Origin of the sequence: Spiroplasma endosymbiont of Cantharis rufa, from assembly GCF_964019665.1 — a bacterium.
In the GTDB taxonomy this organism is placed as follows: Bacteria; Bacillota_I; Bacilli_A; order Mycoplasmatales; family Mycoplasmataceae; genus Spiroplasma_A.
This window is the reverse complement of record NZ_OZ026459.1, coordinates 150,329-165,391: the sequence shown is the minus strand read 5'-3', so window position 1 is coordinate 165,391 and position 15,063 is coordinate 150,329. Positions and strand designations below refer to the sequence as shown.

The following is a 15,063-nucleotide window of genomic DNA, read 5'->3' as shown; positions in this document are numbered from 1 at the left end:
TTAAGTAAACATAATTATTTTTATAATTTATAGTTTTTAATTAATCAATTTATATAAGTTGCTTGACCTGATAAACTTTTACTTGAAAAATTCTTATTATAGTCATAATAATTTAAATTTCATTTTTCACTAATATATCTATTTTCATCATCTGTAACGAACTGAAGTATATCTTTATAATCATTATAGTTATAATTATCATTTAGAATAACTTTAGCCTTATTTACGAGGTTAATACCTTTAACCATGTTAGTATATCTTAGACTATCTAGCATTTCATTACCATCTCCAGGATAAATATAGAACGAATCTCCGGGCTCTCTTGAAGCATCTAAAACCTCACCATCTAATGAAATATCATTTTTATAACCATCTACTTGATATCTATCATAACCATCAGCTCCAAGTTTACTTGAAAATAACATAGCTCATAGCATTTCATATCCATTACTATTTAAATAAGTAGCTGGATAATTATTTCATGAAGAATATATATGAGTTTTTTTATTCTGATAGTTTCTCTTATTAAAATATTTAATTAAATCATCTAGTTTTTCTTTGCTTTTACTAAACTCATAAATAAATTCTCTTTGTTGTAAAGTAACATAATCATAAACATCTAAACCTTTTTCAAGTCCCTCAAAATCCTCTGATTCTAATTTAAATTCTCAACCACCATATAAATGACTTTTTCAAAAATTTTTATATGTATCATTTATCTCTTTAAAAATATCTATTGATAAATTATTTACTTCTGCTGAAAATTCATCATATGAATAATAGATATTTATATCTTTATAAATATCACTATTTTTACTTGCATGAATTGCAAGTTGATCACGCAGTAGCGGAATCATTTGATTTATTATTGCAACTCCATCTTCAGTTATTTCACCTTTATTATTTACATATAAACTATTTGCAGAAACCTGATAAGCTCTTTGATCAGAATCTTTAACAAAGAAATTGAACATATTAGAAGAACCTCTTGAACCAATAGGTATTAAGATATTTTTAACTCCACCATCCTTTAAAAATTTAACATATCTATCAAAAACCTTAAAATCTAATTTTCAAACACCTTTGTTATTAGTTTCCATAAATATCTCTTCTAGATTATCACCCATGAATTCATTTATAATATTTTTCTCTCCATCATTAGGAGTAAAAACATACTTGATAAAATTACCCAAACCAAAATTGGGTACTGAAATACTTTCATAGTTTGATTTTTGAGACATTTCTTTTATTTTTCTGCCCAAAATATTATCTCTTGTAATTAAAGGATTGACATCCAAATACTTTGGAAGAGTTCTAGTAATATCATCTATTATTGCATAATCATAATTTCCAATAATTTTTGTTGCTTTAGATTCAGTAGCTAATAACCCTAATTTTTCTAAATTGTTCTCTTTATAAAAGTCAATATTTATATAATCAATTTGTTCACCTGTAGTTGTAACATATTTATAACTTTTTGATTTTAATCAAACTCTTATAAATTCATCTTTTTGCTCTATTTTATATACCTCAGAATCCTTTGGTAATAAAGGATTTTCACTTTTAATTATTTTTTTTAAAGTTTCATAATCATCAAAATCTATATTAGCCTCTTCGCTATAATCAATTTTTCTTTTTGTAACTACTTCATTTAAATTTTTTAAAATAAATTTTGAAGAAGTATTTGGGAAAAACATTGCACTAGAGCCAAAATCTGAAGTTTGATACTGTAAATTATCATTAATTTTATATTCTTTATCAATAATAATTTCTTTTTGAATATTATTAATACTATAGCTAATTTTAATTTTTAACAAACCTTCGGCAGCTTTATCATTGCTAATATATCTAATTAATACTGGTTGAAAACTCAAAGGCATTTTATCAAGACTATTTTCATTAGATACTTGATCAAATGTATAAAACTCTCCCAGGGGAATTAAATCATTATTTGCAATTGTAGTATTATTATTTTTAATTGGGTTAACAAAATGAGCTGAAACATTGATATCTTCATTATCATTTAAAATTTCAACATTAATATTTTTTACAATATCGACATTAATATTTTTAAATAAAATAATTTGTTCTTCAACAATATCATTTTTTCAAAGCTTTATTTTATTATTATAAATTTTTGTTCTTTTAACATTTGCTTCATCTCCATAAAAATTATATTTACTATTATTTTTTTTATAAGTAGCATAATTGAACTCTGTTTCACCAAAAAAATAAGATAATTCATTAGAGTTTTCTAACTCTCTCTTATCTTCTTTATTTAAAGGCCCACTTTGTCAAACAGCTAATTGCTTATTATTAATAATAATTTTTTCATTATTTTTTAAGATAATAAATGTCATTGCCGTAACTATTGAAGTTATGAATATTAGACTCATTAAAAGCATTATTATAATCTTTGGTTTTGTTTTCATTTTATCTCCTTATTGAAATAAAATTATTATCCCTTTTTGTTTTTTAAACTAACACTGTTTTTTGAATTCAGTAACCCACACCATGTTTTTTATTTGTTTTTGTTGAATTTGAAGCAAGTTCTTTTAAGTGTTTTTTTGAGTTTCCCATTGCAATTCCTTGACCTACTCATTCGATTGCTCTTTGGTCATTATCACTGTCACCAAAATACATTATTTCTTCTGCTTTTATACCATAAGATTTTGCTACATTTTGAAGTGAGTATAATTTATCTACACCTTTTGGATTAATTTCAACATTAGATGAGTGTGGGACATAACTCCATGAAAACATCTCAAATTCCTTATCTTTTAATTTTTCTTTAAGATCAGAGATACCACTTGGTTTTCCATATACAACAATTTTATATGAAGTATCTTTTACTGTATCACGATTATATCTAATAAGTTTTCTGTGAGAAAATTTTTTTAATACATATGTAAATAAATCTTTTTTTAATACATATGCAATATTTGGATCTTTTGCATAACTAAAACAGCTTAATTTATTTTCCTTAGCAACATCATAAATGTATTTAAAATCTTCTAACTCAAATAAATGCTCTTCAACCATAATTGGTTCAGCTTTTTCATTGTATTTAAAAGTAGCTCCACCATTTAAACTTATTAAAAATTCTTGAGCTGAATCAAGACCAATTGCTTTTGCAATGTTTTTAGCTCTTGATATATTTCTACCTGTGGCAATACAAATTTTTATTCCCTTTTTTCTTGCCTCTTTAATGGCCTTAATATTTGTTTTCGATACTAAATTTCTTCTTTTTACTAAAGTTCCATCAATATCAAGTGCTATTAACTTTATCAATTTCCTATGCCCCCTATTTAATAAATTGTTTTAATATATCTTTTGGCATAAAACCACTATTTTGCTTAATAACTTCACCATTTTTAAACATAATAATAGTTGGAATTGACATCACATTATATTTTAATGCTACTTCCTTTAATTTATCCGTATCAACTTTAATAAAATTTACTTTATCTTCTTCGTTTGATGTTAAATCAAAAATTGGTGCAAACATTTTACATGGTCCACATCATTCTGCATAAAAGTCAACTACTGTTGCTTCTTTTGATATTTCTTGATTAAATTCTTCCACTGTTTCTATTACTTTAACTGCCATATTTTTCTCTCCTTATAATATATTCTTAATTATATACTCTGCTACTCCATTTTCATCATTTGTCTTAGTGACAAATACAGCTTTTTCTTTTAGTTCTTTTAATCCATTTTCCATTGCTATAAAATTGTCAACTTGTTCAGCTAATTCAAAATCGTTAAAACTATCACCAAATCCAAATGTTGTTGTATTTGATTTATCTAAACCCAAATAGCTTAGTACATCTTTAACTACAGATCCTTTATGAATTCCTTTAATTGCCAATTCATAAACTCTATCTGTATATTTGATTATATCAAGTTCATTACTTATAATAGCAAAATTTTTATAAAATAATTCAATACTTTCTTGAGATGGTTCTTTCTCCAAAACTACTGTAATATGATTAATTTCCTTATCAATTTCTTCAAAAGAGTCAATTACTTTATAATCAATTTTCATAATTTCTGATCAATATATTGAATTTTCACCTGGTCCATAAACAAAATATGCGTCATCACTAATAAAGTGAACTTTATACTTTCCAATTTTGCCATAAGTTATATTAAAGATTTGCTTTAAAGTTTCCTTAGAAATATATTCTTTTTTTATTCAATTCTTCTTTTTGAAATCATATATATGGGTTCCATTATTTGCTGCAGCAATTCCACCAAACTTGTCCAGTTCTAAGTATATAGATTGTTGTTCAAAAGTATCTTTTGTGCATCTTGCAGTTACTGGTATAAAATAGTAGTTTTTTTCATAAACTTTTTTTACAACTTCTTTTGTTAATTTACTAAATTCATGTGTACTTGCCAAAGCACTACCATCTAAATCTGAAAAAATAAGAACATTTTCTTTTAATTCCATAATATCACCTCGATTTATCAATAATGATTATAAATCAAATATATTAGTTTATGAAATCAATTAAAAAATGATTCATTTAATTTGAATCATTTCCTAATTTTTATATCTATTTATTTGATTTTTTAACCTTTTTTTCTTTTAATTCAATATTTTTCACATTTTCCTTTTTTTTCCTTATTTTTAACCCATGAAATATTGTTAAAATTCCCGCATTGTCATGTTTTGGAAGTAAAAGGTTTAAAATTACTCCAGAGAATGTTGCTAAAAATAAGCCTGTAATATGGAATGAACCAATTATAATATCTTCTTTCATAATTGACATTCCAATTCCTATTGCAAGAATAACTGATATCACAACTAAGTTTTTAGCATCTTTAAGATCAACTTTTGCATCAATCATAATTTTTATACCATTTGAAGCAATCATTCCAAATAGCATCAAACTAATTCCACCCATCACAGGAACTGGAATCATTTTTATTACCTCATTAATAGGAGCAATAAAACTCATTAGTATTGCAAATATTGCAGCTAAGCCAGTTACTCAAACACTTGCCACCTTTGTCAAACCAACAACACTTGTATTTTCTGCATAGGTTGCATTTGCAGGCCCTCCTATTAGTCCTGCAAAACTCATAGCCACTCCATCAGCCATTAAGGTTCTACTTATTCCAGGATTTTTAATAAAATCTCTTCCTGTCATTGTTCCAATATTTATATGATCTCCTAAGTGTTCAACCATTGTAACCAATGAAATTGGCACAATGGCAACTAAAGCTGGTCCAATTGTATTTGGATTTACATCTCATATTTTTTTAAAACTTGGGTATCACTCTCAATTACTTGGATTCGAGATATCTTGTGTATTCAAGATTGTTCAGTTAGTTTTAGCAAGAGAAAAATGTAAAATTATACAAACAAGATAGCCAATGCTTAAAGCTATAAGTATTGGAATAACTTTAACAAAACTTTTTGCCTTTAACATAGAAATAGCAGCTACAAGAAAAGTTAAGACTCCAATTAAAATTGCCAGTCATTGAGGATAGTTTCCTCAAGCATTATTTTTTGCAACAAAACCAATATTTTCTAAAGCACTAGGAACAGCACTAAGACCAATTGTTATTATTATTGGTCCAACAACTATTGGAGAAAAAGCCTTTTTAATTCATTGAACACCAGTTCAATGAATTAAAAATCCCATGAATATATAAATCATTCCTACAACAAATATAGCTATGAAAATTGAGTTCCCTCATTCATTTCAACCTACTCCTAAAACAGTCATATAAGCAAAACTACTTCCCAAATATATTGGTACTTTTGCCATTGTGAGCGCAATATAAATTAAAGTTCCAACTCCCGAACAAAACAAAGCCATTGATATATTTATAACTTCTCCCTTTTCAGACAAACTATTTATAATAATTGGAACCAATACTGTAGCTCCAAACATTGCAAATACATGTTGAAGCGATAGTACAGTCCACTGTCCAATATTTTTTGGTCTCTGATTGGGTTCTAAAACCAAATCAATTTTTTTAATTTTTTCCATATTATTCTCCTTTTAAACCAAAATATTTACAAAAAAAATCAACCATTAAAATGGTTGATTAATTAAATATAAATAATTTAGAAAATTGAAAAGATTGAGAAATATAAAAATCTCTAAATTTTAATTTTTTATTTTTTATTTTCGAACTAAAATTTTCCATAAATTCCTCAAACTTTTCTTAAAAAAGAATATACACAATATAAATAGAAATTGCAATATTTAAATTAAAAATAAAAAAATCACTGGCAAGTGATTTAAAATTCTTTATGGTCCGGAATAAGGGACTTGAACCCCCACGTGTTACCACGCCAGATCCTAAGTCTGGTGCGTCTGCCAATTCCGCCAATTCCGGATGAATGGTGTCCCGTATAAGACTTGAACTTATGACCCACTGGTTAAAAGCCAGTTGCTCTACCGACTGAGCTAACGAGACGATTAAAATAACAAATTTATAATAACATTTTTTTTGTTTTAATCAAATAATTAAATGTAAAAATTATAAGTATTCTCTTGTTGTTTTTAAATGTATTGAACCAGGGATAATAAAACCCAGACCACAAATAATATTTATTATTCCAAATATTCAAGTAAAAGAAATAATAGTAAAGAATAATATACTTCCCAAAATTATTAATATAATTGATCCCACAAAAGTGGATTTAATTGTATTCCTAATAATAAATACTAAAGCAATACAACCAATTATTAATAAAAATACTATTGATAAAATGACCATTATATAAACTATATCATCTAAATTTTTATCATTAAGTTTATAATAGATATTTTTAATAAAACTGATTACCAATATTTGATTTAAAAGAAACATTGCCAAAAAAGTATAAATAATTAAAGATAAGCTTTTTTTCATGCATTTGCTCCTCTAATAATATAATACATATATTTCAGAATAAAAAAACAACCAAATATGGTTGATGATATTTTCCTTATGGTGCTGATGATAGGACTTGAACCTACAACCTACTGATTACAAGTCAGTTGCTCTGCCAATTGAGCCACATCAGCATAAAAAAAATGGTGGAGTGTGACGGGCTCGAACCGCCGACCGCCTGCTTGTAAGGCAGGAGCTCTCCCAACTGAGCTAACACTCCAAAGAAAAATATAAAAATGGTAGCCTGTACGGGGTTTGAACCCGTGTGTGCACGGATGAAAACCGTGTGTGTTAACCGCTTCACCAACAGGCCATTAAAATGGCGGCTTTTGCAGGACTCGAACCTGCGACCAACCGGTTAACAGCCGGTTGCTCTACCAACTGAGCTAAAAAGCCATAGATAGATTTCTACCTATTCATAATAGCATATTAATATTATTAAAATCAATCTTTTTTATTAAATTTTTATAAAAAAATGCTTTTTTTATAAAAATAAAAAAACAAATAGTCTTATTTGTTTTTAATATTATTCAATTAATCCTGCCTTATAAAGTTTTTGGAAATGTCCTGGTTGATCTCTTAGCTCATTAAATTTACCTCTTTGAACTATCCCAGCTCCATTGCCACCTAAAACAATGATTTCATTAGCATTTTTTATAGTGCTCAATCTATGTGCAATAGTAACAGTTGTTCTGCCCTTCATCAATAAGTCCAATTTTGCTTGAATCTCTTTTTCTACAATATTATCCAGTGCAGAAGTTGCTTCATCAAGAATTAAAACTTGTGGATTTTTTAAGAACATTCTTGCAATAATTAATCTTTGTTTTTGACCACCACTTAATAAGAAACCACGCTCTCCTAAAATAGTTTCATAGCCTCCTGGTCAAGTCATAACCAACTCATGTAATTCTGCTTTTTTACATGCTTCAATTACTTCTTCATCTGTTGCATCAAATGAACCATACTTTACATTTTCAAATACATCACCATAAAGGATTTGAGGATCCTGTTCTACATATCCAACATGTCTTAAATAACTTGCTAAATTTACATCTTTTAAATTTGTTTTACCATTAATAAGAATTTTACCTTTTGAGGGGTCATAAAATCTTAAAAGTAATTTTGCTATTGTTGACTTACCACTTCCAGTTTCACCAACAAAAGCATAAGATTTTCCTTCTTCAAAAGTAAAACTAAATTTAGGTAAAATAACTTTACCTGGTTTTTCTGGATATTCAAATTCTAAATCTTTAAATTGAATATCGCCTTTAACTTCCTTAACAATCTCACCATCAAAGTAATGAGAATTCATAATTGATTTAGCATGGATAGTATCATCAACTCTTTGTGATGCAACAGATGCTTGAGCTAGTCCAAATAGTGCTGCCATTATATTAAATAAGGGTCCTATCATTAGGCCTTGAGCTAAATTATATGATGCAAATGTAGTTCCAAAGAACTCTTTTGAGACATTTCTATCAGCATTACCATAAATTAGCATAGCACTTACAACTGTTGAAAATTGAAGCACAAATATTCCACCTCACATAATTGTCAACATAAGTGCGAGTCTTGTACCAACTTTTTTTGATTTTTTATAGAAATCTTTGTGAACTTCTTTAAATCTTTCTGTTTCATAATTTTCTGTTCCACTTGATTTAATTAATCTTACAGTTGCAATTCTATCAGTTACATTACCATTTATTTCTGTAATACTTTCTCTTACTTTAATTACTTTTTTTCTTGTTGCAAAGAAACAAATCATCATTAAAGCCATTATTAATGCAAAAGTAATTACAGTAACTGTTGCTAATTGTCAACTTAATATATACATTAAAATTGCTGCACCAATAATTTCGAAAAAAGATAGTCCAAATTGCAATGGTACTTGAACAGCTTGATCTCCTACTATTTGAGTATCAGAAACAATTTTTGTTAATATTTCTCCAATTTTTTTATCTGAGTAATAAGAAATATCTTGTCTTACTAAGTTTTCTAAACACCTATTTCTTAAACTAATTTCTATTCTTCTTCCTAATATAAATGCTAAATAATCATATACATAAGAAAAGACACAATATATAAGAACAACTGCTATAGAAATATATACTAATAGCAATCAATCTTCAGTTCATATTTTTGTAATAATATTTGTTCCTTGAACTACTTTTTCCGGATCATTTTTTAATCCTATAGCTCCTGTCATCTGAAATGTTAGTATTGGTAAAAGTAAAGCTAATATAACAATAATTATACAATGAGCTAACATTACTAATGATAATTTTCATTCTTGTATAAAGTAGTAGACTAAAGTTTTAACAAACTTACCTCCACCAACTTGTAATTCAAAATCTTCCATAATTTCATTTTTTCCTTCTTTATATTAAATACAACTCTTATTATATAGTAAAAAGAATACTATAAACTTTTCTTATCAACCTAAATTCATTTAAAAACTAATTTATATGTAAAATAAATAAATATTGTAGGTAATAAAGAATTTACAAAAAATATCATTGCCAATATTGGATTTAATCCTATTGTTGTGAAATCAAAAAAGTCATTAATTATCCCTACAGGAATTAAAGTTAAGCTTGTCACAACAAAAGCTACTCCCATTAAAATTAATAATCATTTATTTGGTCGATATTTATCAACATCACTAATGTTTTTTGTTGATTTAATTGGTAAGAAAAAATTATTATATAGTATTGAGTAAAATATTGGTGAATACATAATTGCTATATAAACTCCTGTCTTACCAAATGCTAATGAACTTTCACTACCATAACCAAATCATCAAACTGCAATTTGATAATTTAAAACAGCAAATAAGGTATTAAAAAATGTGGTTATAAACATTTGAACTCAAATTCCTTTTAGTAAACTTTCATGCTTACTTGTTGGAGGTGGGTTCTTCATAACACCTTTTCTTTCTTTTTGCATTCCAATAGGAACTGCAACAATAGTTTCAATGATAAAGATATGAAATAAAATATTAACTGAGTTTAAAGCAATATCTTTATTTATTACAAGTATTAACAATAGTGTAATTATCTGACTAATATTTGCTGCAAGTAAAAATGATATTGAATATTTAATTTTTTCATAAACATTTCTTCCTGAGTTAACTCCAGATATAATACTTTTAAAATTATCATCTGCTAAGATAACATCACTTACACTTTTAGCAACTTCTGTACCTGTAATTCCCATTGATATACCTACATCAGCTTTAACTAGACTTGGTGCATCATTAACACCATCACCTGTCATGGCAACAATATTTTTATCTTCTTGAAGTAAATCCACAATTAATGCTTTATGTTCGGGATTTACTCTTGCAAAAACGTTTGTTTTTTGCAATCTTTCTTTTAAATCAGTTTTAGATAACTCATTAATATCTTGACCTGTTAAAACTCCATCAAATATTTCATCTGCAATTCCTAATCTTGATGCTATTTCAAAAGCAGTTATTTTGTGATCTCCTGTAATCATAATTACACGAATACCACCTTTTTTAGCTTCTTCAACTGATTTTTTAACTTCTTCTCTTGGTGGGTCAATAATTGCCACACAGCCTAAAAAAGTTAAATTACTTTCATAAGTATCTTTAGAGTTTTTATACTCTTTTTGAGCAAAACCTAAAACTCTTAATCCACTTTTAGCAAACTTGTAAAGTTGTTCATTTAAAATATTTCTATCTTTCTCTGTTAAAGGAGTTACTTTACCATTTACAAGTTTATTTGTACAAATATTTGAAAGATAATCAACTGCTCCTTTTACATAAATTATTTCTTTTTTATCAACAAAATTTAAAGTAGTCATTAATTTTCTTTTTGAGTCAAAAGGAATTTCATCAATTCTTTCATTATTTTTTCTAATTTTAATATAATCAATATCAAATTTTTTTATAAATTCAATTGTTGCTATTTCAGTTGCACTTCCAATTTTTTCTTTTTCTACAATTGCATCACTACACAATGATATACAATTTATTAATTCTTTATGTTTTGTTTTATCAAAATCCTTTAAATCTTTTTCACAAAAATCAATAAAAATTTTATCAACTGTCATTTTATTTTGAGTTAGCGTTCCTGTTTTATCTGAACAAATTACATTAACATTTCCTAAAGTTTCAATTGATTTAGGATTCTTTATAATAACATTTTTCTTGGCCATTTTTTTAGTAGCCACCATTAAACAAATTTTTACAATAATTGTCAGTGATTCTGGGATTAAAGATATAGCAGCTGAAACTGCAACTAATAAAAGATTTTTTATGTCTGCTCTTCCTCCCGAAGAAGGATGGATTGAATCTCTTAAAAATCATGCTGTTAAAAATAAAATTAATCCTAATATAATTGATGTTAAACCAATAATTGCAGTTAATAAAGTTACTTTCTTTTCTAGAGGTGTTTTTTCAGGTTTATGAGAAGTAATCTTATTTGCAATTTTTCCAATTTCAGACTCCTTACCTGTTCCAAAAATAACACCCATCATTTTACCTTCAATAACCAATGTAGACATAAAAGCTATGTTTTTTTGATCTCCTAACATTAGATTTTTATCTTTAATAGAATCTGAAATCTTTTTAACAGGTTCATTTTCTCCAGTTAAAGCTGACTCATCAATTCTAAGCAATTGATTATCAATGATTCTTGTATCTGCTGGAACAAATCCTCCAGAATTAACAAAAATAATATCTCCTGGTACAAGTTCTTCAATATTGATTTCAATTTTCTTTGAATTTCTTAAAACAATTGCAAATTGTTTATTTTCATTCAAATTAGATACTTGATTTAGAGACTTAACTTCTTGTATTGTTGCTATAATAGAGTTAGTTAAAACAATTATTGCAATAATAACTAAACCTGTTATATCAACAGTTTCAATTTTTTGTGAAATTGCAGATACTAAACCAGAAGCTAAACCAGATAAAATCATTATTAAACTTAAAGGATCTAAAAAGCTCTTTAAAAAAATTATAAATCAATTAGGTTTTTTGCTTTTAGGAAGATTATTTTTACCATATTTTTCTAATCTTAATTTAGCTTCATAATTTGATAATCCTGTTTGCGGATTTGTTTCTAATATACTACATATTTTTTTATTTGATAGTTTATACCAATCGTCGCTTACAGCGACATTTTTGGAGTCTGCTATCTCTTTATTATTTTCATTTACATTCATTATGCACCTCAGAGATTTTAAAATCTCAATATTTAAATCTTACTACTTTAAATATATAAGTCAAATATAAGTAGATTTTTTTTAAATATTTATATAATTTAACCTCTTGTTTTTGCCTTTCACTTTGAATATTTCTTTGTTTTTGCTCTATTTTTTTTATAATTATAAACTCTTGGTGAGCTAAAAATATTAACCTCATAATTTTGATTAAACAATGTAAATGTCTTAATAAATACAAATATAAGAAAAATAAGTATGATAAAAAGTATAAAAGCCAAATAATAACTACTTTTTTTAAATCCATTAATTTTTATATTTTCTTTTAAATCTTGCTCAAAATTTATTTTATTTATTTTTTTTAAAGATAAATTTTGTAAATTTAAAACTGCTGGCAAATCAAGATTATATTGATTAGGAAAAATCTCGTAGTATAAATATTCAATGCTTTTAGAAAAATTTAGATAATCTTTTTTAATCATTTTATTTAAATTTGAATTTATGCTTTTAATATTTTCTAATCTCATATTAATATTGAAGAGATTTAGAAAAAAACAATTAGTTAAATAGACTTCAATAAAATCATACATATAATATTTTCTATGACTTTCTAATATACTTCCTTCTAAAAAACCCTTATTCCATGAAAAATCATCATAAATATTTCAAAATTCATATTTTGAAAAAATAGATGTATTTAAAAAATTCTCAAATACTCTAAGATATAAAATGTTAGTTATTGGATCAGTCTCTATTGGATTATTTGAATAATTAATTAAATAATAATAGAATAGCATTTTTAAAAAATCTTCTAGTGTTTCATATTCCTCTTTCGAATCTCCATAGAAATTAATTCCGTTATTTGTGAAGTAAATCCCATTTATAAAATCATAAGTTAATAAATGCTCATTGCGAATTTTATAATTAGATTTTAAAGATAATTTAATAATTTCTAATTTATCTCTTCAATTTTCTTCTAAAATTGAATCAAAAATAAATTTAAATTTTAAACTACTTTCTTTATTATTAATTGAATTAATCCAAATTAAGTTAACACCCTCCTTAGAAGCAATTTCCTTTGCTATTTTTTCTTCGTTTACTTCACAAGTTGCTTTTAATTTTTCCTCTTTAATGAATACATTAACTTTAGAATCACATGAGATTTTTAAAAAGTCACTATATAAATTAAATATCTCCTCTTGATTTCATTTATTAGCTTCTAAGTATGGAATATCATAATATAAATTATTATTTGTCATATATGAAAAATTAACTAATTCTTCTGTTGTTATTTGCTTTTCTTCAATTTGATTAAAACTATTAGTATATTTTAACTTTACAACTTCATTATTGCTTAAAGTTAATTGAGCAAATAATAAAATAGCTATATTAATGCATAGTATAAAGCTTAAAAATAATTGCATAATAATATTTTTATAAGTAAACATTAAATAACATATTAAATGAACCAAAAAGGTGAGCATTAAGATTAAAGCTGTTTGAAATAAAATAATTTCCATAAAGTCCAATTTATTATTTAATCACCACAAATTTGTTATAAAAAATATACATGAGTAAAAAAAGATATAAAAAGAAAATTTTAATGTAGTAATCAGTGACCTAAGCAATATTGTTAATAATTTTTTATTAGCAATACTTTGCAACACTAGTTTTTTATTAAACTTTAATATATCAAACGAAATTAAAGGTATAACAAAAAGCAATATAAAAAATATTGAGTAACTTAATAAAATTTTTTTTGTAATTAAAAAATTATAATTTTCATTATAATTTTCAGTGTTTAATAAAATAAATGCTAACTTGATTAAATTAACTATAAAAATATAAATAATTAAAATTAAAATTAATTTAAGTCATAGACTGAAATTTTTTATTTCCCTTATAAAAATGCTTTTCACATTGAATACTCTTATCTTTCCTTTATTTTTAAAAAAATAATAATTTTATACTTCTTCTAAATTAATAATTAGTGGAAATCTATATTTTTCTTGATAGCCCTCTACAGTATCAAAACTAACTTCATACAATGGCGACTTTTTCAAAAAACCTAACTCAAGTTTATCATAGTTTTTATCATTCCCTGCTTTAACTTCATAAGAGGTTTCCTTTAAATAATCCATCTTAGATTCTTTTATATTAAAAGTATTAATTTGTTCTTCCAAAATTAAACATTTTGAATATAGTCAGCCTCTCAAAATTAAATAAATATTACGTTCTTTATTTTCAATTTCAAGATATTCATCAAATTTCATTCCCTTTAATATATATTTCTCTCCATCTTTATAGAAGTCCACATTTTCCTTATTATTTTTTAGAGCAAGTTCCTTAAAATCTATTATAATTTCTTGCATTATTTTGTCTATATTTTCATTTATATAACCAAATATAAAATCAAACATTATAGTAGTAAAATAAACAGTAATAGGGTTTTCTCCATTTTTATCATATACTTGATGATTAAATCTATAGTATTTATGATAAGGTACACCCGCAGTAAATCAATTCTCAGAGAAATTTAGAAAAGGTTTTTTTGTGTATATTATTGTATCATTGTAATCTTTAATAGCATTATCTGCATAAGCATATTTAGAAAGAGAAATATATGAAAGAAGTTCATAATTATATTGATTATCAATTGTAGACTCACCATACATTTTTCCATCAATTTGTTTAAACTCGTCTTCTTTTAAACTTATTTCTTTTTTTCATTCAATGTCTTCAGGATTATTTGGTTTAGTATAAGCGTTAAATTTAAAAGTTTCAGAGATTATTTTAATCTCCCCTCCATTATTTTCATAATGCAATTCACCTAAGTTTTTAATAGCATCTTCTTTTACTCAATCTGTTTTTTCTTTAATTTCAGGTGGTTTTGTATCACCACAAGCAACAACATTAATACTTGCTGATGCCACTAACCCAAATGCTGATAATATTGTTAATAATTTTTTCATA

The 15,063-nt window shown here is 25.5% G+C and carries 10 protein-coding genes and 6 tRNA genes; all 16 read right to left on the bottom strand.

Annotation, left to right across the window (positions count from 1 at the left end; genetic code table 4):
* Positions 1 to 20: 20 nt before the first annotated feature.
* Entirely contained in the window at positions 21 to 2,432 is a 2,412-nt protein-coding gene (locus AACL15_RS00735) for a glycoside hydrolase domain-containing protein (RefSeq protein ID WP_339034388.1), read from the bottom strand.
* A gap of 43 nt (positions 2,433 to 2,475) precedes the next feature.
* Positions 2,476 to 3,291 (bottom strand): HAD family hydrolase, encoded by an 816-nt coding sequence (locus AACL15_RS00730; protein ID WP_339034386.1) that lies wholly within the window; start codon positions 3,289 to 3,291, stop codon positions 2,476 to 2,478.
* 13 nt (positions 3,292 to 3,304) lie between these two features.
* On the bottom strand, positions 3,305 to 3,610 hold the full coding sequence (gene trxA / locus AACL15_RS00725) for a thioredoxin (protein WP_339034384.1): 306 nt from the start codon (positions 3,608 to 3,610) through the stop codon (positions 3,305 to 3,307).
* 12 nt (positions 3,611 to 3,622) lie between these two features.
* Positions 3,623 to 4,456, bottom strand: coding sequence for an HAD-IIB family hydrolase (locus AACL15_RS00720; protein ID WP_339034382.1), 834 nt, complete (start codon positions 4,454 to 4,456; stop codon positions 3,623 to 3,625).
* 106 nt (positions 4,457 to 4,562) lie between these two features.
* Positions 4,563 to 6,008, bottom strand: a complete 1,446-nt coding sequence (locus tag AACL15_RS00715) for a uracil-xanthine permease family protein (RefSeq protein ID WP_339034380.1) — start codon at positions 6,006 to 6,008, stop codon at positions 4,563 to 4,565.
* A gap of 267 nt (positions 6,009 to 6,275) precedes the next feature.
* A tRNA-Leu gene (locus AACL15_RS00710) sits at positions 6,276 to 6,360 on the bottom strand.
* A gap of 5 nt (positions 6,361 to 6,365) precedes the next feature.
* Positions 6,366 to 6,441 (bottom strand) — tRNA-Lys (locus tag AACL15_RS00705).
* A 63-nt stretch (positions 6,442 to 6,504) separates the two neighbouring features.
* Positions 6,505 to 6,879 carry a hypothetical protein gene (locus AACL15_RS00700; protein ID WP_339034378.1) on the bottom strand — a complete coding sequence of 125 codons (375 nt, stop codon included), beginning with the start codon at positions 6,877 to 6,879 and terminating at the stop codon, positions 6,505 to 6,507.
* 79 nt (positions 6,880 to 6,958) lie between these two features.
* Positions 6,959 to 7,034 (bottom strand) — tRNA-Thr (locus AACL15_RS00695).
* Between the two features lie 10 nt (positions 7,035 to 7,044).
* A tRNA-Val gene (locus AACL15_RS00690) sits at positions 7,045 to 7,120 on the bottom strand.
* A 17-nt stretch (positions 7,121 to 7,137) separates the two neighbouring features.
* A tRNA-Glu gene (locus AACL15_RS00685) sits at positions 7,138 to 7,213 on the bottom strand.
* 7 nt (positions 7,214 to 7,220) lie between these two features.
* Positions 7,221 to 7,296 (bottom strand) — tRNA-Asn (locus AACL15_RS00680).
* A gap of 130 nt (positions 7,297 to 7,426) precedes the next feature.
* The gene (locus AACL15_RS00675; RefSeq protein WP_339034376.1) at positions 7,427 to 9,259 is read right to left on the bottom strand and encodes an ABC transporter ATP-binding protein; all 1,833 of its coding nucleotides are present in this window, start codon (positions 9,257 to 9,259) and stop codon (positions 7,427 to 7,429) included.
* Between the two features lie 80 nt (positions 9,260 to 9,339).
* Positions 9,340 to 12,093: a cation-translocating P-type ATPase gene (locus tag AACL15_RS00670; RefSeq protein ID WP_339034374.1), complete on the bottom strand. Its 2,754-nt coding sequence runs from the start codon at positions 12,091 to 12,093 to the stop codon at positions 9,340 to 9,342.
* Positions 12,094 to 12,191: 98 nt separating this feature from the next.
* Positions 12,192 to 13,610 carry a hypothetical protein gene (locus tag AACL15_RS00665; RefSeq protein ID WP_339034372.1) on the bottom strand — a complete coding sequence of 473 codons (1,419 nt, stop codon included), beginning with the start codon at positions 13,608 to 13,610 and terminating at the stop codon, positions 12,192 to 12,194.
* A gap of 444 nt (positions 13,611 to 14,054) precedes the next feature.
* Positions 14,055 to 15,062, bottom strand: coding sequence for a lipoprotein (locus tag AACL15_RS00660; protein ID WP_339034370.1), 1,008 nt, complete (start codon positions 15,060 to 15,062; stop codon positions 14,055 to 14,057).
* Position 15,063 lies beyond the last annotated feature (1 nt).